At 63.3% G+C, this 20,397-nt stretch carries 21 protein-coding genes; 6 read left to right on the forward strand and 15 right to left on the reverse strand.

The window, feature by feature from the left end:
- The first annotated feature begins 17 nt into the window (after positions 1-17).
- Positions 18-443, forward strand: a complete 426-nt coding sequence (locus tag PMI04_RS16795) for a RidA family protein (protein ID WP_007714238.1) — start codon at positions 18-20, stop codon at positions 441-443.
- A gap of 122 nt (positions 444-565) precedes the next feature.
- Here PMI04_RS16795 and PMI04_RS16800 read toward each other — a convergent pair whose 3' ends face one another.
- The 9 genes from PMI04_RS16800 to PMI04_RS16840 form a co-directional block, all read right to left on the reverse strand.
- The gene (locus tag PMI04_RS16800; protein ID WP_007714237.1) at positions 566-988 is read right to left on the reverse strand and encodes a hypothetical protein; all 423 of its coding nucleotides are present in this window, start codon (positions 986-988) and stop codon (positions 566-568) included.
- A gap of 4 nt (positions 989-992) precedes the next feature.
- Positions 993-1,178 carry a Trm112 family protein gene (locus PMI04_RS16805; RefSeq protein WP_007714235.1) on the reverse strand — a complete coding sequence of 62 codons (186 nt, stop codon included), beginning with the start codon at positions 1,176-1,178 and terminating at the stop codon, positions 993-995.
- Positions 1,179-1,186: 8 nt separating this feature from the next.
- Positions 1,187-1,801 (reverse strand): LON peptidase substrate-binding domain-containing protein, encoded by a 615-nt coding sequence (locus tag PMI04_RS16810; RefSeq protein WP_007714233.1) that lies wholly within the window; start codon positions 1,799-1,801, stop codon positions 1,187-1,189.
- 15 nt (positions 1,802-1,816) lie between these two features.
- Positions 1,817-2,728 (reverse strand): tetratricopeptide repeat protein, encoded by a 912-nt coding sequence (locus PMI04_RS16815; protein WP_007714231.1) that lies wholly within the window; start codon positions 2,726-2,728, stop codon positions 1,817-1,819.
- Between the two features lie 96 nt (positions 2,729-2,824).
- A complete protein-coding gene (locus PMI04_RS16820; protein ID WP_007714228.1) occupies positions 2,825-3,262 on the reverse strand; it encodes a DUF2141 domain-containing protein in 438 nt (145 codons plus the stop codon).
- On the reverse strand, positions 3,259-3,987 hold the full coding sequence (locus PMI04_RS16825) for a sterol desaturase family protein (protein WP_007714226.1): 729 nt from the start codon (positions 3,985-3,987) through the stop codon (positions 3,259-3,261). Before PMI04_RS16825 ends, PMI04_RS16820 begins: the two co-directional genes overlap by 4 nt.
- A gap of 316 nt (positions 3,988-4,303) precedes the next feature.
- The gene (locus PMI04_RS16830) at positions 4,304-5,194 is read right to left on the reverse strand and encodes a DUF4435 domain-containing protein (protein WP_007714224.1); all 891 of its coding nucleotides are present in this window, start codon (positions 5,192-5,194) and stop codon (positions 4,304-4,306) included.
- Positions 5,163-6,443, reverse strand: coding sequence for an AAA family ATPase (locus PMI04_RS16835; protein ID WP_081491043.1), 1,281 nt, complete (start codon positions 6,441-6,443; stop codon positions 5,163-5,165). The genes PMI04_RS16830 and PMI04_RS16835 overlap by 32 nt, the downstream gene beginning before the upstream one ends.
- Positions 6,444-6,951: 508 nt before the next feature.
- Complete coding sequence (locus PMI04_RS16840; RefSeq protein WP_004211109.1) at positions 6,952-7,842, reverse strand: prephenate dehydratase; 891 nt, start codon at positions 7,840-7,842, stop codon at positions 6,952-6,954.
- Between the two features lie 172 nt (positions 7,843-8,014).
- Here PMI04_RS16840 and PMI04_RS16845 point away from each other — a divergent pair, with 172 nt between their 5' ends.
- The gene (locus PMI04_RS16845) at positions 8,015-8,638 is read left to right on the forward strand and encodes a cytochrome c family protein (protein ID WP_007714217.1); all 624 of its coding nucleotides are present in this window, start codon (positions 8,015-8,017) and stop codon (positions 8,636-8,638) included.
- Positions 8,639-8,669: 31 nt separating this feature from the next.
- Here the strand turns inward: PMI04_RS16845 and PMI04_RS16850 are convergent, their stop codons facing one another.
- Both PMI04_RS16850 and PMI04_RS16855 read right to left on the reverse strand, forming a co-directional pair.
- Positions 8,670-9,476, reverse strand: a complete 807-nt coding sequence (locus PMI04_RS16850) for a hypothetical protein (protein WP_007714214.1) — start codon at positions 9,474-9,476, stop codon at positions 8,670-8,672.
- A 2-nt stretch (positions 9,477-9,478) separates the two neighbouring features.
- Positions 9,479-10,795: a hemolysin family protein gene (locus tag PMI04_RS16855; RefSeq protein ID WP_007714210.1), complete on the reverse strand. Its 1,317-nt coding sequence runs from the start codon at positions 10,793-10,795 to the stop codon at positions 9,479-9,481.
- 148 nt (positions 10,796-10,943) lie between these two features.
- On the opposite strand from PMI04_RS16855, the gene PMI04_RS16860 reads away from it, so the two are divergent.
- Positions 10,944-11,624: an OmpA family protein gene (locus PMI04_RS16860; RefSeq protein WP_007714207.1), complete on the forward strand. Its 681-nt coding sequence runs from the start codon at positions 10,944-10,946 to the stop codon at positions 11,622-11,624.
- A 46-nt stretch (positions 11,625-11,670) separates the two neighbouring features.
- Here the strand turns inward: PMI04_RS16860 and PMI04_RS16865 are convergent, their stop codons facing one another.
- Genes PMI04_RS16865 through PMI04_RS16880 form a run of 4 tightly spaced genes read right to left on the reverse strand, consistent with a single transcriptional unit; the run spans position 11,671 to position 17,253 of the window.
- Positions 11,671-13,194 (reverse strand): Ppx/GppA family phosphatase, encoded by a 1,524-nt coding sequence (locus PMI04_RS16865; RefSeq protein ID WP_037487277.1) that lies wholly within the window; start codon positions 13,192-13,194, stop codon positions 11,671-11,673.
- A 7-nt stretch (positions 13,195-13,201) separates the two neighbouring features.
- Positions 13,202-15,340, reverse strand: a complete 2,139-nt coding sequence (locus tag PMI04_RS16870; protein ID WP_007714202.1) for an RNA degradosome polyphosphate kinase — start codon at positions 15,338-15,340, stop codon at positions 13,202-13,204.
- A gap of 3 nt (positions 15,341-15,343) precedes the next feature.
- Entirely contained in the window at positions 15,344-15,976 is a 633-nt protein-coding gene (locus tag PMI04_RS16875; RefSeq protein ID WP_007714198.1) for a hypothetical protein, read from the reverse strand.
- Positions 15,973-17,253: a hypothetical protein gene (locus PMI04_RS16880; protein WP_007714195.1), complete on the reverse strand. Its 1,281-nt coding sequence runs from the start codon at positions 17,251-17,253 to the stop codon at positions 15,973-15,975. Before PMI04_RS16880 ends, PMI04_RS16875 begins: the two co-directional genes overlap by 4 nt.
- 91 nt (positions 17,254-17,344) lie before the next feature.
- Between PMI04_RS16880 and purM the strand changes: the two genes are divergently transcribed.
- From purM to PMI04_RS16895, 3 genes are all read left to right on the forward strand, one after another.
- Complete coding sequence (gene purM / locus PMI04_RS16885; protein WP_007714192.1) at positions 17,345-18,439, forward strand: phosphoribosylformylglycinamidine cyclo-ligase; 1,095 nt, start codon at positions 17,345-17,347, stop codon at positions 18,437-18,439.
- A gap of 189 nt (positions 18,440-18,628) precedes the next feature.
- Positions 18,629-19,579 carry a phosphoribosylglycinamide formyltransferase gene (gene purN / locus PMI04_RS16890; protein WP_007714183.1) on the forward strand — a complete coding sequence of 317 codons (951 nt, stop codon included), beginning with the start codon at positions 18,629-18,631 and terminating at the stop codon, positions 19,577-19,579.
- A 323-nt stretch (positions 19,580-19,902) separates the two neighbouring features.
- Complete coding sequence (locus PMI04_RS16895) at positions 19,903-20,355, forward strand: hypothetical protein (RefSeq protein ID WP_037487245.1); 453 nt, start codon at positions 19,903-19,905, stop codon at positions 20,353-20,355.
- Positions 20,356-20,397: the final 42 nt, after the last annotated feature.

A 20,397-nucleotide genomic window follows, 5' to 3' on the forward strand; every position in this document is an offset into this window, starting at 1 on the left:
CTTTTCGGAGCCCTATGATGAAAAAGCTGCTCGCCCCTGCCCTGCTCGCTGCCCTGATGGTCGCCGCGCCCGCCGCCGCGCAGAAGCCGCTGCCGGCCAAGCTGCCCTTCTCGCCCGCGATCCGGGTCGGCGACATGCTCTATATGTCGGGCCAGATCGGCCAGGTGCCCGACGGCATGGACCCGCACAAGGAAGGGTTCGACGCGGCAGTGAAGAACGCGATGGATTCGATCGGCAAGATATTGAAGGATAATGGCCTCGACTTCGGCCATGTCGTCAAATGCACGGTGATGCTGGACGACATGGCCGACTGGCCGCGCTTCAACACCACCTATGTCAGCTATTTCGAGGGCAAGCGCCTGCCCACCCGCAGCGCCTTCGGCGCCGACGGCCTGGCGCTCGGCGCCCCGCTCGAAGTGGAATGCCTGGCCGCGTTCAAATAAGGCTTTCCCACCGTCTGCTTCGAGCTTTTCGAGAAGCGGAAGCGCGAGACCCGTATTTCTCGCCAAGCTCGAAACGAACGGTGGTAGAAGGCAGCGAACCGACAATACCGATGGCGGCGGGCTTAGGCCATTTTACGCCGCCAGCCTGCCCATTCAAAAATATATCCCGCCACCATCACCCCGATGGCAGCCATCCACAACCAATAACCGACGCCAAAGCCCTCGATGCCGGTGGCTACCCCACCTTCATTTGTCACGATGTCGCTCACCATCAGCGGAATAGAGGCGAAGAGCAACGCTACAAAGGCACTGCTCAGGCCGACCAGCCCATTTCGACGACGGCCATATTTCCAGCTGAGAAGCAGGATCGGATTGGCGAGCCACGACAGGTTCGCCCATCCTGCCAGGAAACCAATCGAACCAAAGACGAGGTACGAAATCCCCAGCCCGCAATGGCCCGCCGTGCAAACGCCGGGCAGCGGCAGGCAAGCGACAAACAGCGCAACGCTTGCCCATTTGAAATAAGCCATGCCCAGCGGCGACATATTGTCAGCCTATAGCCACGGCTTCCCGCACCACCAGCACCGGCACGCCATCACGCACCGGATAGGCAAGGCCGGCCGCATCCGACAGCAGCGCGTGGCGCGCCGCGTCCCAGCGCAGCGGCGTGCGCGTCACCGGGCAGACCAGCTTGGCCAGCAGCCAGGGGTCGATCGGGGTCGCCTCTTCGCTCATAATCTCGCTCACTGCATCGTCGCGCCGCCGTCGCGCTCGGCGCGGCCGACGATCTGCATCAGCTGGATGATCCGGTCGGCCCGCTCGCTCAGCGTGTCGGCCTCCAGCAGGGTCTGCTTGGCCGCCGGGTCGAACGGCGCGATCTGGGCAATGCCATTGACCAGCGCGGTATCGTCCAGCCGCGACACCGCCGTCCAGTCGACCGCATAGCCCAGCGCATCGGCGAAGCGGCGCGATTCCTGTTCCAGCGCCGCCCGCTCGACCATGTGCAGCGCCTCGTCCTCGGGCGGCGCCTGCTCGACCTCCGCCTCGATCTGGCGGAACAGGGTCGACACCTCCAGCTCGCGCACCAGCCGGAACCGGGCCAGCCCGGTCAGGATGATGTTGAACCGGCCATCGTCCAGCGCCTCGATATGGCTGATCCGCCCCAGGCAGCCGACGTCGAACAGCGGCGGCTTCTGCCCCTCGCTGCGCGGCTGGATCATGCCGATGCGCCGGTCGCGCGCCGACGCATCCTGCACCAGCGCGCGGTAGCGCGGCTCGAAGATATGCAGCGGCAGCTCCATGCCCGGCAGCAGCAAGGCACCGGACAGGGGAAAGATCGAGACGCGCGCGCGATTCACCGGCTCACCGATCCGTCAGGAAAACAGGATCTGCGACAGCTTGCGGCGCTGCGCCGACACCCACGGATCTTCCAGCCCGACCGCCTCGAACAGGGTCAGCAACTGGCTGCGCGCCGCGCCATCATTCCAGCCCCGGTCGCGGCGGACGATCTCCAGCAGCTGATCGGCCGCGCCATCGCGGTCGCCATTGCCCATCAGTCCGGTGGCCAGCTCGAAGCGCGCCGCATGATCGTCGGCATCGGCCGCCAGCCGCGCCTCGACCCCCGACAGGTCGGCCACGGGCCTGGCATTGCGGGCCAGCGCCAGCGCTGCCTTCGCGCGCTCGATCGCCTGATCCTTCTGCATCTCGGCGGGCAGTTCGGCGAGCAGCGCATCGGCCTCGTCCAGCTGCCCCAGCGCCACCAGCGCGCGCAGCAGGCCGCTCAGCACCTCGGCATTGTCCGGCGCGATGTCGGCAATCTGCTGGAACACCGACAGAGCGCGCTCCGCCTCGCCGCCGGCCAGCATCTCCTCGCCCATCGCGATCAGCGGCGCGATCTCTTCGGCCTGCGCCTTCTCGTCCGATTCGATCGGCAACTGGCTCAGCAACTGGTCGAGATATTGCTTCAACTGCCCCTCGGTCCGCGCCTGGCTCAGGTCCGCGACCGGCTGGCCCTGGAACACGGCATAGACGGTCGGGATCGACTGGACGCGGAACTGGCTGGCGATGAAGCCATTTTCATCGACATTCACCTTCACCAGCTTGACGCCCTTGCTGGCATAGTCGGCGCACACCTTCTCGATCACCGGCGCCAGCTGCTTGCACGGGCCGCACCATTCGGCCCAGAAGTCGACGATCACCAGGCTCGTGCGCGAAGGCTCCACCACATCCTGGCGAAACGCCTCCACGGCCGCCTTGTCGGCCTCGCTCAGTCCCAGGGTCGCCACGCTTCATTCTCCTGCAATGCGGTTAGTCGCCGCCGTCATACAGCGCCTTATGTGGGGCGTCACCCCTTGCCGACAAGGTCGCGGCCGCCCGCACCGTTACAGGAAATATTTGAGCCTGATCGCCTGCCGCACTGGCGCGCCGCTCACCACAAACTCGGCCGACCGGAAGCTGGGCGCGCCAAAGCGCAGCACCGGATTGCGCGAAAAGCCCACCCCCTCGCGCGGAATGCCGGCAAAGGTATCCAGCTTGCCATTGCCATTTTCGTCATGGATGATCGCGATCGCATAGTCGCCCGGCGCCAGATTGCCGAGCGGGATGGCATTGCCCGTCGTCGCCACGATCAGGTGGCGCTTGTCCGGGTCCTTGCTGCAATCGGGGAAATAATCGGCCGATCGCGCCACGCAGATCAGGATGCGCCCCTTGGCCGATCGCAGCCCCTCGGCCGTCATGCTGATCGGCTGGGCCAGGTCCACCGGCGCCGCCCCCGCCAGCCCTGCCATCACCACCACCGCAAACAATAGCCGACCGATCACGCCCGCTCCTTCCTAAATTCACCTAGCCCCCGGTCGGTGCCGCACAGCCGGTCCCAGACGCGAAAATAGAGGCCATAATTGCACCGATATTGTTCATGATGCCGCTGATGATGGCTGGCGGTGATCAGCCAGCGGCCGATCGGCCCGCGCACCATCCAGCGCGGAAACATCTCCCACCCCATATGGTTGGACACGCCCATGATCGTCATGATCGACAGCACCACGCCCAGCGCGCCGACATGGATCGGGATCAGGAAGACCAAAGCCGGGATCACCACCGCCCCGGTCAGCGCCTCCCAAGGATGAAAGCTCATCGCCGCCCAGGCGGTCGGCGGCCGGCTGGCATGATGGACGGCATGGGCGATGCGGAACAGCCGGGGCGCGTGCATCAACCGGTGCGTCCAGTAGAACCATGTGTCATGCGCGGCGAGATAGAGCAGCACCGACACCGGCAGATACCAGAGCGGATAGCGGCCCATATCCTCATAGATGCGCGTCCACCCCCGCGCCTGCCAGCCCCAGGCGACGACCCCGGCGGGAATGCCATAGATCGCCGCGGACGCCAGCGACCAGCCAATCTCCCGCCCGATCTGCCGCCCCTGCCCGCGATAGAGGCCCGGCTGCCGCACCCGCGTCGCCAGCGCAAAACCGCCACTGGCAATCAGATAGCGCACCCCGACGATCAGCGTCATCGCCAGCGCGGACAAGAGGATCGCAGCGACCATGGCGGGGCTATAGCGGTGATTGCTGGGGAGCGGAAGCGGAGGGGTGTGCGGGCGAGTATGGCGCCTATGCAAGCCGTTCAACTGCGATCTCGCCCATGCCTAAAAGCGGGCATTTCTATGTTGAGCAGGTTTGGGACAAGACTGCCATTCCGAGGGCTTCCTCAAGATGGCTGCTTTCCGCCTCACACCGGAGTTCGGAAAGACAGCGTGTAGCGGCAGGGAGCAAGCATAAATCATCGTTGAGGCAGCACAAGACCCACAGCAATTTGGCCTTCCTAAATAACATAACGGAATAATGAAGCTGCCTAGCAAAATCTCACGGTATAGCAGAGCATTGCGCCTGATGATGGACCGCTATTACGCCGGCGTGATCGTCCTGTAAATGTCGGCTGATAGATGAAAGTGCTAGATCTTCAAAGTGATCTATGCTCACCGCTTTCTTAACCCCCACATTTCGCAGCATCGCTCTGACCAATATCAGAATAGCATGCTGGAAGCAGTGCCCCACCAAATGATGCAACTCAAATACTTTTTGTGGCAGAATTCTTGGCTTGCGCAATCTGGTTTTTACGTTCGCATCAGCTGCCAATTTCATGAGTTCGGCTTGATCGATCTTTGGAAATGCTGTCACCGGATCTGCTTTTATCACACGTCCCGGCGCGTTTCGCGGCAGTACGGATGATCCAGCGCTCAGGGCCAAAAAATCCGACTTGATAGCGCGCTGGACGTCGCTGCAGAGCTTTTCACAACCTGCGACCAGAGCAGCGTCCGCAGTGGCAGGAAGCGTGGTCAAGCGAGCGAGTGATTTCACCATGGAACTGAGAAATTCTGGGCTGAAGGCGTCATTTTCCCAGCTATACCCGTGGGAATAAAGCACCCTACTGTCAGCAATTTCGTGCCCTAACAACCCGTCATAATCACGATCCATTGCAGCGATTGCGTTGGAAATATCATCATCAATGATCTGCCGCGCCAATGCCTCAACGACTGGCTTTCCACCTCTTGGAAGAAAAACAATTTTCAGGTCTGGCCTATATTTTCTTAAAACCCCATCCCAGAATATAGAATCAGCTGACCTATCATGATCCTGATCTCCACCCTCTACGTAACAGGTATAGCTAGCGCCGTAGAACAGCGCACGATTTTGCTGCCCAGCTGTCGTCCGCTCGAACATTTTAATCGACCAAATCTTCCATTCGAAACACATTATCCTGATATACATTTACGATGTCAGGCGAGTGAGTCGCAAAGATGACTTGCGCGTTAGGATTTATCTTTAACAGTGCCGGAACCAAGTCCTCCTGCCACTCGACGTGCATAGAAAGTTCCGGCTCATCCGCCATGAAGATATAATGCCTCTGCTCTTGAAGAAGAGTTTCTGAAAGAAATATCAAAAGCTGCTTCTCACCGCTAGACAACTTACTCAGTTCGAGTGGAGAATCATCTGCCCCATTCACTACTATCTGATTGCTATTATTTGTCAGAAGTTTTTTTCTGAACAACATCTCAGATGCGACTTTTTCGAAATTATATTTTGGTCCGTATATAAGCTCTTTTGAATTTTCCAATATTTGCCACTGCTCAACAAGCGCATGCAGTCGAAGAACATCAATAGCCACTTGATAGTCCCTCACTGGGATGCCGACTTCTGTTGATCTAAAGGCGGACTTCGCCCTGCTCAGTAGCTTAAAATGCCTATCCATCTGAGAATAGTACTCATTTGGCTCCATATTAAAGTCAGAAAATATCGAGTGAAGAGCATCCCTCTCACTTATTTCATCTATCCTAGCCACATCCCGTTCACGGATCTTACGATCAGTAGCCAAGAAGGAAAGAAACCACTCCTTCTGGAATTCCTGTGTTTTTTCGCTTACCTGCCTATCCAGACGAGAGAAGTATCGAGTAAGAGAATTAGAGAGATCGTCTAGTTTACGATCAACATCTGGTCGAGTATCATCCTCCCATTCATCATCTCGTTGAATTTTATCCGCACCTCTTTGCAACGATAGCCAAGTGGTCTGATAAATTGACGAGAGCGTGTCGCGAAGGCTCGCTCTTGGCTTCTCCGCAGCGGGACCGACCCCGTCAGATTTTGCTATGATCGGTCTACGCACTCTTGCTCGCGCAAAAACGTACTCTTCGGGAGCATCGGTAGAATTTTGGGCAACTCTGAAAATGATCTTTGGCTGCCCATCATCAGTTGCTTCTTTAATGATCGTAAGCTTTGGCTTCGCTCTCCGCCGATGCTTTTTGAATGTGTATTCAATGCGATCGAAATTAGATTCCCTCAGGGTCGGCAAATCCATCGCCAGTCCAGCGTGAATCATGTTAATGAGGGTGGTTTTACCAGTCCCATTTCGTCCGATTAAGAAGTTTGCATCTGGCTGAAGGTCAAGTTCGATCGGCCTAACTTGGCCACGAAATCCTCGAATAACGATCCGCTCTAAACGGTACATTTCTGACGAGACCCCTAGTCGTTTTAAAATGTTTGCTATGCTCTCCTAACGATTAGCGCGCGCAAAAAATAGCCTTTTCCGTTTTGACGAACAGCCCGACCGAAGAGGCTTCAATCACTGTTTCCGAGAGGGGATAGCGATAGAAAGTGATCGATATCAGCCCGTCCGCTTCTTCGTAACGGAAAGTAGGCGATAGCCATATGTCGGCAAGACCAGCTTTCCTACTCGCACAATTTCTGATCTATCCTCCACGGTGGAGCAACCAACCCACCCCTGCGCACGCACCCATGCGCCCCCACCCCCGCAAACCAACAGGCGCGCGGCCGTGACCCTGATGGCGCGTCGCCGTGACCCGGATGTGATCCAACAGACGCGTCGGCGGCGCGGGGCAGGCGCGAAAACGGCGAAAAACGCCGATATCGTCGCGTCACGACACTGTGAACTTCGCGATGTGACCCTGGAGCGACCCAGGAGTGACCCTGAAACCGCCCTTGATCGGGCGCGGCGGTCAGGTGCGGGGGCGGGCCTGGCGGTAGCTGCCCAGCACGCGTACCCATTTGGTGTGGAATTCCAGCTCGGCGAGCGCGCGGTCGACCGCCGGGTCGCCCGGCATCCCTTCGATATCGCAGTAGAATTCGGTCGCGGCAAAGCTGGCGCCGCGCTGGTAGCTTTCCAGCTTGGTCATGTTGACGCCATTGGTCGCAAAGCCGCCCATCGCCTTGTAGAGCGCGGCCGGGATATTCTTCACCTCGAACAGGAAGGTGGTCATGACCGGGCCGACGCCCGCCGCCGGTGCCTTGGGCTCGCGCGCCAGCACCAGGAAGCGGGTCATATTGTCGTCGCTATCCTCGATATTCTCGGCGATCAGGCGCAGGCCATAGATTTCGGCGGCCAGATAGGGGGCGATCGCCCCCTCGCCCGGCGCCCGCGTCTCCGCCACCAGCGCGGCGGCGCCGGCGGTGTCGGCATAGGCGACCGGCTGGATGCCGCGCTCGCGCAGATAATGGCGGCACTGGCCCAGCGCCTGCGGATGGCTGATCGCGCTCTTCACCGGCACCGTGTCGGGCGCCATCAGGCAGTGGCGGATGCGCAGGAAATATTCGTCGACGATGTGCAGCCCGGATTCGGGCAGCAGGAAATGCATGTCGGCGACGCGGCCGTGCAGGCTGTTCTCGATCGGAATGATCGCCCGGGCGGCAAGGCCGTTGCGCACCGCGTCGATCGCATCCTCGAACGCAAAGCTGGGCAGCGGCACGCAATCGGGGGCGTAGCCAAGCGCGGCCAGGTGCGAATTGGCACCGGGGGCGCCCTGATAGGCGACGGCGCGCGCCGGATCGGCAGCGGCCTTTTGCGACATGTCGGCGACCAGCGCGCGAGCGGGGGCGGGATAATTTTCCATGCGTGCCTGCGCGCTTAGGCAGTTGGGGGATCGCGCGCAAGCATCGGCGGGGCGGCACCGCTCGAAAAGCGCCACGGCGGGTTGCACCCCGGCCTATCCCCCATTATGGCAAGTGCTTAAGTGGGGGAGCGCACGACAGCCTCCATAACAAAGATGCGAGGGAAATCTGCGGATGGGCGATCGATTCAACACCGTTGCAGGGTGGGCGTTGTTTGCAGGCATCATCGCGCTGGGTGGCGCGATCGTCAGTTCCAAATATTTCCACGATGAACGGCCCGAAAAGATGGGCTATGCGATCGAGGGCGTCGAGGTGGAAGGCGAAGGTGGCGGCGACAGCGGCCCCGGCCTCAACACCCTGCTCGCCAGCGCGGATGTCGCGGCCGGCGAAAAAGTGTTCGCGAAATGCGCCGCCTGCCACACCGTCAACCAGGGCGGCGCCAACGGCATCGGCCCCAATCTCTATGCCACGGTCGGCGAGGCGATCGGCCAGGGCAAGGGCGGTTTCGCCTTCTCCGAAGCGCTCAAGAGCAAGGGCGGCGAATGGAGCTTCGACAATCTCGACCATTGGCTGAAAAGTCCGCGTGAATTTGCCCCCGGCACCAAGATGACCTTTGCGGGCCTTGGCAATCCGGCCGATCGCGCCAACCTGATCGCCTGGCTCAACACCCAGGGGTCCAACCTCCCCCTGCCCGCCGCCGATGCCGCGCCCGCCGCTGCCGACAATGCCGCCCCGGCCGAAGGCGGCGACAATGCCGCCAACGCGACCGAGGCCCCGGCCGAGAACGCGGCGCAGTAAATTTCGGATAGGGCGCAGCCGGTGGCTTCGGCTATCGGCCGCGCACCGCCGTCACGCCGCGCTTTGCATCCAGTGCCACGACCAGATCGGCCCGCCCCGGCATTTCCGCCAATATATGCCGCGTCAGCCGCTCATAATGCTGGATGAAGCGGGCGACCTGCGCATCGTTCATCACCGCACTGCCGCCGCCGGCGGAGCGCAACTCCGCCTCCTGCTGCGTCCGCCAGCCCTGCACCACGTCGAACCCCGGCGCCGCCAGCAGCGCCAGCGCATCGATCCGGCCGAACAGCGTCTGATAGTCCCCCGCCAGCGCATCATTGACGAAGCGCCGCCAGCGCCCGTCGCCATCCTCATCCCGCTCCAGCGCGTTGACCGGAGCGTCCAGTTCACCAGCCGCCTGCGCCCGCGCGCCCACGCACCAGCCCTCCAGGATCAGCAACCGCAGCCCCGCCGCAGCCTCCGGCCACTCTCTTTCGGGCAAGCGATCATCCACCGCCTTGTCGAACCGCGGCAAACGCACCGCCCGCCCCGCCGCCAGCGCGTCCAGAACCCGCAACCCCAGCGCGACATCATGCGTCCCCGGCACGCCCCGCGTCCGCAGCAGCGGATGCACAGTCCCGCCGAGCGCCTCCCGCTCGGCCTTCGTCAGATAGAGATCGTCGATCGAAAGGATCGCGCTCGCCACGCCCCGCGCGCGCATGCGCGCCAGCAGCCCCTGCGCCAATGTGCTCTTGCCACTGCCCTGCGCCCCGCACAGGCCCAGAACGGTCAGCCCATCCTTCTCTTCCAGCAGACGCAGTGCCAGGCGATCGACCGCATCGAGCGCCGACGCCGCCATGGTCAGAGTTGCGCGACCAGCAGCTTGTCGATCTTGCGTCCGTCCATGTCGACAATCTCGAAGCGCCAGCCCTGATTCTCGGCATAGTCGCCGACTTCGGGCAGGCGCTTGAGCAGCCACAGCACATGGCCCGCGACCGTTGCATAATCGCGGTCTTCGGACAGGTCGATGCCGATCTTCTCGGCCAGCTGGTCGATCGGCATCTGGCCCGACACCAGCAGGCTGCCATCCTCGCGCTCGACCACATCGGGTTCGTCATAGACGTCGCGGTCGGACGCGAAATGGCCGGCAATGGCGGACAGCAGGTCGGCCGGGGTCACGATCCCCTCGAAATGCCCATATTCGTCATGCACCATCACCATCGGCACGTCGGACTTGCGCAGCACTTCCAGCGCATCCATCGCGTCAACCTGGTCGGGCACGACCTCCGCCTTCCGCAGCAGCGTCTCGACATGCAGCGCCTCGCCCCGGAATAACGCGGTCATGATGTCGCGCGCCTGGACGATGCCAATAATGTCCTCCACCGACCCGCGCCCCACCGGCAGGCGGGTATGCGGCGTTTCCAGCAGGCGCAGGCGGATCGTCGCTTCATCGGCGTTGATGTCGATCCAGTCGACATCCATGCGCTGGGTCATCACCTCGCGCACCGGCCGGTCGGCCAGCCGCACCACGCCGGAGATGATCGCCCGCTCGCTTTCCTCGATCACGCCCGACCGGCTCGCCTCGGCCACGATCAGGTGCAGTTCCTCGACGGTCACATGATGTTCGGATTCGCGATCGAGGCCCAGCAACCGGAAGATCAGGCTGCTCGACTTGTCGAGCACCCAGACGACCGGCGCGGTCAGCTTCGCCAGCCATAGCATCGGTGTCGCCACCAGCGCGGCAATCGGCTCGGGCTGGCGCAGCGCGAACTGCTTGGGCACCAGTTCGCCGATGATCAGAGAGGCATAGGTGGTGAGGCCGATGACCAGGGCAAAGCCCATATTTTCCGCCATATTGGGCGCCAGGCCCAGCGCCTGCAGCCGCTCGCCGGTCGGCCCGCCCAGGCTGGCGCCCGAATAGGCGCCCGAAATGATGCCGATCAGGGTGATGCCGATCTGCACCGTGGACAGGAATTTGCCCGGGTCCGCCGCCAGCGCCAGCGCCGACTTCGCGCCCCGCTTGCCCGCCTTCTCCATCGCCTGCAGCCGTGGCTTGCGCGCGGACACGATGGCCAGCTCCGACATCGCGAAGACGCCGTTCAGCGCGACCAGCGCCAGGATGATGATGAGGTCTACCCAGGGGAAGGGCGTCGAAGCGGGAGGGGGGATCGTGGCCATGGTGGTCTCCTCCCCTATAACCTTTATTCTTTCGTTTTCACAACCATCGCATCATCTACAGTTCAGTTCACTTGTGGAACAATAGCCGGACTGGGTTATTAGGGAGGCATCCATCCATGACGGATGCCATAGACAAGGGAATAAAATGATGCGGATTTCTCAGCGGATCATGGTCGCGGCCGGCCTCGCCGCGATGCTGGCCACCACCGCCTGCACGACCGATCCGGAAACCGGACAGAAGCGCATGTCGAAGGCAGCCATCGGCGGCATCGGCGGCGCGCTGGGCGGCTATCTGCTGGGCGATCTGGTCGGCGGCCGGCATGATCGCACCGAAAAGATCCTGGGCGCCGGCATCGGCGCGATCGCGGGTGCCGGCATCGGTTCCTATATGGACGAACAGGAACGCAAGCTGCGCCAGGAAACGGCGGGCAGCGGCGTCGACGTGATTCGCCAAGGCGACGACCTGCTGCTGCGCATGCCATCGGGCATCACCTTCGCCTTCAACGACGCCAGCGTCCAGCCGCAATTCCGTCCTACGCTGGACGATGTCGCCTCGGTCCTGGCGCAATATCCCAAGACCTATATCGATGTGTATGGCCATACCGACAGCGATGGCGCCGACGCCTATAACCAGACCTTGTCGGAACGCCGCGCCCAGTCGGTCGCCAACTATCTGAGCAGCCACGGCGTCCAGTCGGCGCGTATTGCGACGCGTGGTTTCGGTGAGACTCAGCCGATCGCCTCCAACGCGACCGAAGAAGGCAAGGCCGCCAACCGCCGCGTCGAAATCAAGATTTCGCCGGTCACCGAATCAGACGTCCGCAGTTGACCGTAAATCGGGCCGTCTTCGGACGGCCCGAACCCCAAGGCCCTGCCTATTCCGCGACGCTCCGCAGCTGATATTTCACGCCCATGGCCTGGGCCAGGTTACGCAGCCGGCGCTCGACCGCCTCGCCATACAGGTCGGCATCCTCATCGCGCAGATACAGGTCGATCCGATCGCCGCTGCGTTCCAGCCGTGACACGGCCAGCGGCCCTTCCACCCCACCGGACAGGCGCTGGGCCAGGCGAATGGCAAGGCCCCAGAGCGTGGCCCGACGCAGCGTGCCCGGATCCGCGATCCGGTCCAACCCCGGCGGCGCGTCCATGCCCCCACCAAAATGGGTATGCAGCGCCTGCCCCAGCATCGCCCGTTCGGTCGCGGTGATCCCTACCCAATTGCTGTGCAACGCGATCTCGACCCCGCGTTCCGCACGAAAGTCGGGATTGGCGCGCCAACCAACATCGGCCAGCAGACAGGCCGCCCGACGAATGCGGCGAGCCGCCGAACCATCATCGGGGAAGAGCGGCGCGATCCAGCGATCGATCCGGTCGCCATGACCGCGAAAGCGCGCCTGGGCCTCGCCTTCGGCCTCCGCTGCGACCAGCAGGGGGTCATGGGCGCGAATATCCTCGGGCAGGTCCTCGTACAGCAACCCCTCGCGCAGGCCATAGGCCGAAACGACAAGGCGTGTGGACCTGAGCTGGCGCACCACCACCGACAGCAGCGCGGCGGCATCGGGCAATGTCGGCACGCGGGAGCCCGTCATCGCCGGAATCTGCTTCAACCGGGCCTTGTCGACATGGGAAACGATGCGGGTCAGTTGCTCGGCCCGTGCCGCGCTCATCTCATATTGATGGACGACCGGCAGGGGAAAATGGGTCAGCTGCATATCGAATCGGGCCAGCGAGCGCCACGATCCGCCGACCAGGTAGAAGGGCAGGTTCGGCTCGGCCCGCCAGCCCGCCTTCTCCAGCATCTTGCGGACCTGCCGCTCCAGCTCGCGCGGTCCCTTGGCCCGGATCTGGGGCAGGCGCAGCACGCCCAGCGGCAGGGATATGGTCTGCTCTACCGTGCCGTTACGCACCCGCGCCAGTTCCAGGCTGCCGCCACCCAGATCGCCGACGATGCCATCTGCATCGGGAATGCCCGACAGCACGCCCATGGCCGCGCCGATCGCCTCCTGCGCGCCGGACAGCAGTTCGACGCTCAGGCCCATCGCCTCGGTCCGGGCGATGAACGCGCTGCCATTGGTTGCATCGCGCACGGCCGCCGTGGCGACGCAGCGCACATCCTTGACCCGCATTTCCTGGCACAAATGGGCAAAGCGGCCGACCGCACGCAGCCCGCGCTCCATGGCTTCCGGCTCGATTGCACCGGTCTTGGCCAGCGACGCGCCAAGGCCGGCCATCACCTTCTCGTTGAAGAGGATGAACGGGATGCGCCGCGGCCCGTCATAGACCACCAGACGCACGCTGTTGGACCCGATGTCGATGATCGCCGATCGTGCAGTGGCGGGTTCGGGCGATGTCGCCATGGTTTCGGCCATGGCGCGCACGCGGCTGAGCATCGAGTTCATATCGCGATCAGACCCGGCCACGCAGGCGCAGCGTCGGAACCGCGCCATGCTCCTGCGCTGCCCCCCGTCCCGACAGCGACGGATTGGTCATGAAATAGCGGTGCAGGTTGAATGGCCGGTCGCCCGGCTCCAGCCGGCTATAGTGGCCTTCGCTGTCGAGCGACCAGCTCTGTTCGGTGTCGATCAGGTTGGCGACCATCACCTGGTCCAGAATCTGGTCATGCACGGTCGGATTTTCGACCGGCAGCAGGAACTCGACCCGGCGGTCGAAATTGCGCGGCATCCAGTCGGCCGAACTGATGAACACCTTCGCGCCATTGTTGGGCAGCGCCTTGCCATTGCCGAACACGGTGATGCGGCTATGCTCCAGGAACCGGCCCACGACCGACTTCACCCTTATATGTTCCGACATGCCCGGTACCCCGGGGCGCAGGCAGCATATGCCGCGCACGATCAGGTCGATCTGCACCCCGGCATTGCTGGCGGCATAGAGCTTCTCGATGATCGCCGGGTCGACCAGGCTGTTCATCTTGGCCCAGATGGTGCCCGGACGGCCGGCACGGACATGATCGATCTCCGCATCGATCAGTTCGCACAAACGGTTGCGCAGGTCGCGCGGGCTCATCACCAGCTTCTCCAACTGGCGCGGCTCGACATAGCCGGTGATATAGTTGAACAGCGCAGCGGCATCGCGGCCATAGGCCGGATCGGCGGTGAAGAAGCTGAGGTCGGTGTAGATACGCGCGGTGATCGGATGATAATTGCCGGTACCGAAATGGCAGTAGGTGCGCACCGCGTCCCCTTCGCGCCGCACGACCATCGACACCTTGGCATGGGTCTTCCAGTCGATGAAGCCATAGACGACCTGCACGCCGGCGCGTTCCAGCGCATCGGCCCACATGAGGTTCTGCTCCTCGTCGAACCGCGCCTTCAGTTCGACCACGGCGGTCACCGACTTGCCGGCTTCGGCCGCGTCGATCAGCGCGCGGATGATCGCCGACTGCTTGCCGGCACGATAGAGGGTCTGCTTGATCGCGACCACGTCCGGGTCGGACGCCGCTTGCTTCAGGAAGGCGATGACGACGTCGAACGCCTCATAGGGATGGTGGACGACGATGTCCTTGGCCCGGATCGCGGCGAAACAGTCGCCGCCATATTCGCGGATACGATCCGGGAAGCGCGCGGCATAGGGCTCGAACTTCAGGTCCGGCCGGTCCTCGTCGACGATGCCGCTCAGGTCGCCGATGCCGACGAACCCCTCGACCTCGACGATGATCGCCTCATGCCCCTGCAGCATGTCCTGCAGCATCTCCTCGACCGGCTCGGGGATGCGCTCCTCTATCTCCATGCGGATGACGCGGCCGCGCCGGCGGCGCTTGATCGCGCTGCGGAAATAGCGGACCAGATCCTCCGCCTCTTCCTCGATCTCGATGTCGCTATCGCGGATGATGCGGAACACGCCGCTGTTGCGGACGCGATAGCCGGGAAACAGATCGCCCGAAAACCGGCGGATCACTGCCTCCAGCGCCATGTAACGCGCCGGATCGCCGGGCAGACGGACGAACCGGGCGAGAGAGGACGGGATCATCACCAGTTCGCGGATCGGCTGCTTGTCCGACAGGCGTTCCAGGTCGAAGACGATCGACAGGCCCTGGTTGGGGATGAAGGGAAAGGGATGCGCCGGATCGAGCGCCTGGGGCGTCAGGATCGGAAAGATCTGGGTCAGGAAATGATCGCGTAGCCATGTTTCGCAATCGTCGCCCAGCGGGCTGGACGGGCCGATCACCTCGATCCCGACCTGCGCCAGTTCACCGTGCAGCGCGCCCCACACCTTCTGCTGCGCCTGCATCAGGCTGGCAGTGGTGTCGGTGATCGCGCTCAACTGCTGCATCGGCGTCAGCCCGTCGGCGGACCGCATGTCCAGCTCCTGCAGTTGCTGCCCCTTGAGGCCAGCTACCCGGACGGAAAAAAACTCGTCCAGATTGGCGCCTGATATCGACAGGAAGCGCAGCCGCTCCAGCAAGGGATGCGCGCGGTTCATCGCCTCTTCGAGCACCCGCTGGTTGAAGGCCAGCCAGGACTGCTCCCGATTGAAATAGCGGTCGCTGGGCAGCGTCATGCTGGCGGTCGGATCAGCTTCGGCCAAGGGTCACTCACGCTGCTCAGGGGAAGGATCAATCGGGACTATAGGCAAAAAGCCGGCCGATTGCAGGACTTCTTTCGCCAGTGCGACGGAAATCTTACGACCCGATGACAAGGCCGCCTCGTCCAGCAACCGTGTCACCCCGACGATCGCGCCATAATTGGGCTCGACCCGGCGCATCAGCCAGTCGGGTACATCGGTCGCATAATTGGCACCGGACGCCGCCAGCAGCCGTTCGATCAGCGCGCGCGCCAGCGCCGGATCGGGCTCCTCGATCGCCACATGCGGCGCGGCGGCCAGGCGCGATCGCAGGTCGGGCAGCGCCACCGTCCACTGGATCGGCGGCGTCCGGCCGATCATCAGCAACGGGCGCTGCTCGGTCTGCGCCTCGTTCCAGGCATGAAACAGCATATGCTCGTCCTGGCCCTGCGCATCGTCGATCACGCTGCCGCCGCTCATCGCGACGAATTGACGGCCCAGGGTCGATCGGCCGGACAGCGGCGGCCCGGTCAGCACGCTCACCGACAAGGGCCAGTCCCGCCAGCGTTCCAGATGGGCGACGGCCAACTGATTGGCCGCGCTCACCAGGAAGTCCTCGCCCCGGCCCCGCCGTTCAAAGGGCAGGCTGATCTGGCTCATGGTTGTCCTGCGGGCGCCTGTCGGCGCGTGATGCGCATCGTGTTGCCTGATACCGCCACATTATAGCCGCGCGCCTGCAACCCGGTACGCAGCGCATCGGCCGCCCCCTCGAAACTGACCTGCATGACCGATGTCCCGCCCAGCGCCAGGCTGCTGGTCGACGCCGACCGCACGCCCGGAATGCCACGTACCGCCGATTCGCCAGCGCTGACCGACCCGACGTCGGGCGTGTCGAACTGGATCGCGAAGCTGGCGACACTGCCCGCGGTCGGCAGCGGCACATCGACCGCCTCGACCGGCGCTTCGATCGCATTCTCGATCGCCAGCGCATTGGGATCGACCGGTTCCTCGATTACCAGCGACGGATCTGGACGCAGACGGCCGTCATTGAGCGCGCGAATATAAAGCTCGTCGATCCGGCGGGCGCCCTCGTCCAGCATCTGGGGAATGCCGCTGTCGTTCGACGCGCGCAGCGCGAAACTGCCGATCAGGCTGTTGTCCGGGCCATAGCGGGCGGTGAAATTGGCCGTGACCGGGCCACCGGGCCATTGCCGGTCCAGCCGCACGATCGGGACGATGACGTCGGCGGCGCCATATTGGTCCAGCAGCACCCGCCACCACAACCGCCCGCGCCGCCCGGTCTGCCCGGCATTGAGCAGGATCGGGTCGGCGACGGAGCCTGCGACGCGGACATAGTCGATCGCGCTGTCGCCGGTGCGGTATCGCGCCCAGGCCTTCTGCCATTCATTGATCCGCTCATAGGATACCGCCGATCCGCCGTCCCACATCACCGGGATCAGCAGCAGCGGCGGCGACCGCATCACATTGCCGGAAACGCCCAGCAACTGCCCGGTCCGCGCGCGGTCGAACAATATGCCCAGCGTCGCGACATAGCGCTTCGGCCCGGCCTGCTCATATTCGACCTCGATGCCGGAAATCATCGCTTCCAGTTGCGAATCGGACAGGGCGGGCGCACCCGCACCGCCATGGGTCCGGCTCCACAACATCCGCCAGGCCTGGCGCTGCGCCATCCGCCAGCCGGCATAGCGCGCGGCGTCGGCACTGCCGGCCTGGACGTCGACCTTGACCCCGCGCACCTCGAAATCGCCGCCACTGGCGATCGGCGGGACACCGCGTTCGCCCTCCATCTGGGCGAACAGGGCGGCGCCGAGAAGGCCGATTCCCACCGCGCCGGCGATCTGCGCCGGGCGGGACAGGGCGTGGAGGGCAAGCACTGGCGGAAGCGACAGGCGACGAAGAGTCTTGGCAAGGATCACGGGCGTCCTTTTGGCGAGTTTAGCCCCGCATGCCAAGCGCCAACCCATCCAGCCTTCCGTTTTCGGCGCTATTGTTCTAGGGCGCTGGCCCATGAGCGAGAACGAATCCTACAGCTACGCCAAGGCCGGCGTCGACATCGCCGCGGGCAACGCCCTTGTCCGTGCCATCGCCCCCCTGGCCAAGGCCACCCGTCGCCCCGGCGCGGACGCCGAACTGGGCGGCTTCGGCGGCTTCTTCGACCTCAAGGCGGCGGGCTATGACGACCCGTTGCTGGTCGCGGCCAATGACGGCGTGGGCACCAAGCTCAAGCTCGCGATCGACCATGACCGCCATGACGGCGTCGGCATCGACCTGGTCGCGATGTGCGCCAACGACCTGATCGTGCAGGGCGCCGAGCCGCTCTTCTTCCTCGACTATTATGCCACCGGCAAGCTGGAGTCGGGCGTCGCCGAGCGCGTCATCGCCGGCATCGCCGATGGGTGTCGCCAGGCCGGCTGCGCGCTGATCGGTGGCGAAACCGCCGAAATGCCCGGCATGTACAGCGACGGCGACTATGACCTGGCCGGTTTCTGCGTCGGCGCGGTGGAGCGCTCCAAGGTCTTGACCGGCAACAAGGTGAAGGCCGGCGACGTCCTCATCGGCCTTGGCTCCTCGGGCGTCCATTCCAACGGCTTCTCGCTGGTCCGTCGTCTCGCCGCCGACAAGGGCTGGAAGCTCGATCGTCCGGCGATCTTCGACAATGAAGTGCTGCTGATCGACGCGCTGATGGCGCCGACGAAGATCTACGTGAAGAGCCTGCTGCCGCTGGTCCGCGCCGGCATGATCAATGCGCTCGCACATATCACCGGCGGCGGCCTGCTGGAAAATATCCCGCGCGTCCTGCCCGACGGCACCCATGCCACGGTCGATGCCGACGCCTGGGAACAGCCGCGCCTGATGGCCTTCCTCCAGGCCCAGGGCCATATCGAGCCGCAGGAAATGGCGCGGACCTTCAACTGTGGTATCGGCATGATCCTGGCCGTGGACGAGGCACACATCGCCGGCGTCACCCAGGCGCTGACCGATGCGGGCGAAACCGTGCTGCGCGTCGGCACCGTCAGCGAAGGCGACAAGGGCTGCACCGTCAAGGGCAGCGCCGGCACCTGGAGCGCCAAGGCCGACTGGTCGGCCACGCATCTGGGCTGACAAAAAGAACCGTTCGTGCTGAGTAGGGACTGAGCCCTTCGACTGCCTGCTTGCAGCAGGCGCTCAGGGTAAACTTCACACATGGTGAAGTCGAAGGCCCGTATCGAAGCATCCCGCCCAAGCGCGAACATCCTTCGATACGCCGCTTCGACAAGCTCAGCGGCTACTCAGGACGAACGGAGTTTTGAAATGACCAAAGCAAAGATCGGCGTCCTGATTTCCGGCCGTGGCTCGAACATGGCGGCTCTGCTCTATGCGGCCAAGGCTGACGACTGCCCCTATGAAATCGTGCTGGTCGCCGCCAACGATCCCGATGCCCCCGGCCTGGCGCTCGCCGCGGCCGAGGGCATCGCCACCTTCGGTCAGAGCCACAAGGGGCTGAAGCGCGCGGAGTTCGACGCGGTCATCGACGCGCAGTTGCGCCAGGCCGGCGTCCAATATGTCGCGCTCGCCGGCTATATGCGCCTGCTCTCGCCCGAATTCGTGTCCGGCTGGGAAGACCGGATGCTCAACATCCATCCCAGCCTGCTGCCCAAATATAAGGGCCTCGACACCCACCAGCGCGCGATCGATGCGGGCGACAGCCATGCCGGCTGCTCGGTCCATATCGTCACGGCCGAACTGGACGATGGCCCGGTGCTGGGCCAGACCCCGGTGGCGATCCTGCCCGGCGACACCGCCGACAGCCTCGCCGCCCGTATCCTGATCGCCGAACATCAGCTCTATTCGCGCACGCTCGCCGATTTCGTCACCCGCGAGCGCCATCCCGACTGGCTGCTGAACAAGGTGCGCGAAGCCGCGCTGGCGCTGCCGCAGGCGGACGAGATCGTGTCGCACGGCATGCCCTGCTTCGGCATCGTCAAGGGCAAGAAATTCGCCTATTTCACCCGCGACCATCATGGCGACGGCATCATCGCCGTGCTGGTGAAAACCACCGCGCCGGAAGAACAGGCCACCCTGATCGAGGCCGACCCGGACCGCTATTACCGCCCCGCCTATTTCGGCAATGACTGGGTCGGCATCCGCCTTGACCTGGGCGATACCGACTGGGACCATATCGGCGAGCGGCTGCACGCCAGCTGGCGCCAGATCGCGCCGCGCAAGCTGCTCGGCCTGATGGACATCGCCGACCAGTTCTAGCACCCGTTCCGCTCTGGATGGTTGGCGTCCCCTTCAGTCCAAGGCGCAACCGCTGGAAGGCGGGGCGCGCGATATGGCGCCCGCGCACATCTTGGGACCCGACGTTATCGCCAGCCGAGAAGCTGTCGGCATTGACGTCGCGCGTGGGACGATCCCCCTTTGATCGCCGTTCATCAGACCGACCGGTGTCAGGCCGTCCCATAACCGTCTGGCCGCTCCTGGGAAGGGAAAGCCGCCCTTCTTCCATCGACCAAAGTCCGTCATTCAGAATAACCGGAGTGATTCCCGATTGCGGACATTCGCGCGTTGGATAAAAGCGAGGAATGACAGAGCATTCCTCCTCCGCTTTTGGCCGTGTTGTCGAAAAAATCGCGAGCAGGATCGCAGTTATCGGGGCAATCTGTATTTCTGTGGCGCTTGCCTCAGTGCCATTAGGATTGGAACATAGCATACCGCTCTACATAGCTGCGGGAGCGATGTTTCTCATCGCCCAGCTTTTCATTGTGCGCTGGATGTTCGGTAAGGGGATGAGATCGACCAAGGATTTAGGGTTTGGGTCGAACAGGCAGGCCCTAAAATATGGACTATTCATGAAAGGGCTAGATTGGCGTCTTTCTGCGGTCGCTGTTTACGGATTGCTTGCTTCTCTCGTCCTTGGCTTTCTTGGCATAGGACAATTCGTATCGGGAGCAATGCTGCTTTCATTTGCAACTTTTGGGGCAGTTACCCAAGCTATGCGGCTCAACCGCTTTTGGCCAGCAGACGCCAAAACCTGACAGTCCGCTCCCCACCCATTTCGGCCACTCGATAGCGCGTGA

It is taken from the genome of Sphingobium sp. AP49 (genome assembly GCF_000281715.2).
Lineage (GTDB): Bacteria > Pseudomonadota > Alphaproteobacteria > Sphingomonadales > Sphingomonadaceae > Sphingobium.

Excerpts from the sequence above, each read along its gene's own strand:
- PMI04_RS16795 (WP_007714238.1), top strand. The coding sequence starts at position 18 with ATGAAAAAGCTGCTCGCCCCTGCCCTGCTCGCTGCCCTGATGGTCGCC.
- PMI04_RS16800 (WP_007714237.1), bottom strand. The coding sequence starts at position 988 with ATGTCGCCGCTGGGCATGGCTTATTTCAAATGGGCAAGCGTTGCGCTG.
- PMI04_RS16805 (WP_007714235.1), bottom strand. The coding sequence starts at position 1,178 with ATGAGCGAAGAGGCGACCCCGATCGACCCCTGGCTGCTGGCCAAGCTG.
- PMI04_RS16825 (WP_007714226.1), bottom strand. The coding sequence starts at position 3,987 with ATGGTCGCTGCGATCCTCTTGTCCGCGCTGGCGATGACGCTGATCGTC.
- PMI04_RS16830 (WP_007714224.1), bottom strand. The coding sequence starts at position 5,194 with ATGTGTTTCGAATGGAAGATTTGGTCGATTAAAATGTTCGAGCGGACG.
- PMI04_RS16835 (WP_081491043.1), bottom strand. The coding sequence starts at position 6,443 with ATGTACCGTTTAGAGCGGATCGTTATTCGAGGATTTCGTGGCCAAGTT.
- PMI04_RS16840 (WP_004211109.1), bottom strand. The coding sequence starts at position 7,842 with ATGGAAAATTATCCCGCCCCCGCTCGCGCGCTGGTCGCCGACATGTCG.
- PMI04_RS16845 (WP_007714217.1), top strand. The coding sequence starts at position 8,015 with ATGGGCGATCGATTCAACACCGTTGCAGGGTGGGCGTTGTTTGCAGGC.
- PMI04_RS16850 (WP_007714214.1), bottom strand. The coding sequence starts at position 9,476 with ATGGCGGCGTCGGCGCTCGATGCGGTCGATCGCCTGGCACTGCGTCTG.
- PMI04_RS16855 (WP_007714210.1), bottom strand. The coding sequence starts at position 10,795 with ATGGCCACGATCCCCCCTCCCGCTTCGACGCCCTTCCCCTGGGTAGAC.
- PMI04_RS16860 (WP_007714207.1), top strand. The coding sequence starts at position 10,944 with ATGCGGATTTCTCAGCGGATCATGGTCGCGGCCGGCCTCGCCGCGATG.
- PMI04_RS16865 (WP_037487277.1), bottom strand. The coding sequence starts at position 13,194 with ATGAACTCGATGCTCAGCCGCGTGCGCGCCATGGCCGAAACCATGGCG.
- PMI04_RS16875 (WP_007714198.1), bottom strand. The coding sequence starts at position 15,976 with ATGAGCCAGATCAGCCTGCCCTTTGAACGGCGGGGCCGGGGCGAGGAC.
- purM (WP_007714192.1), top strand. The coding sequence starts at position 17,345 with ATGAGCGAGAACGAATCCTACAGCTACGCCAAGGCCGGCGTCGACATC.
- purN (WP_007714183.1), top strand. The coding sequence starts at position 18,629 with ATGACCAAAGCAAAGATCGGCGTCCTGATTTCCGGCCGTGGCTCGAAC.
- PMI04_RS16895 (WP_037487245.1), top strand. The coding sequence starts at position 19,903 with ATGACAGAGCATTCCTCCTCCGCTTTTGGCCGTGTTGTCGAAAAAATC.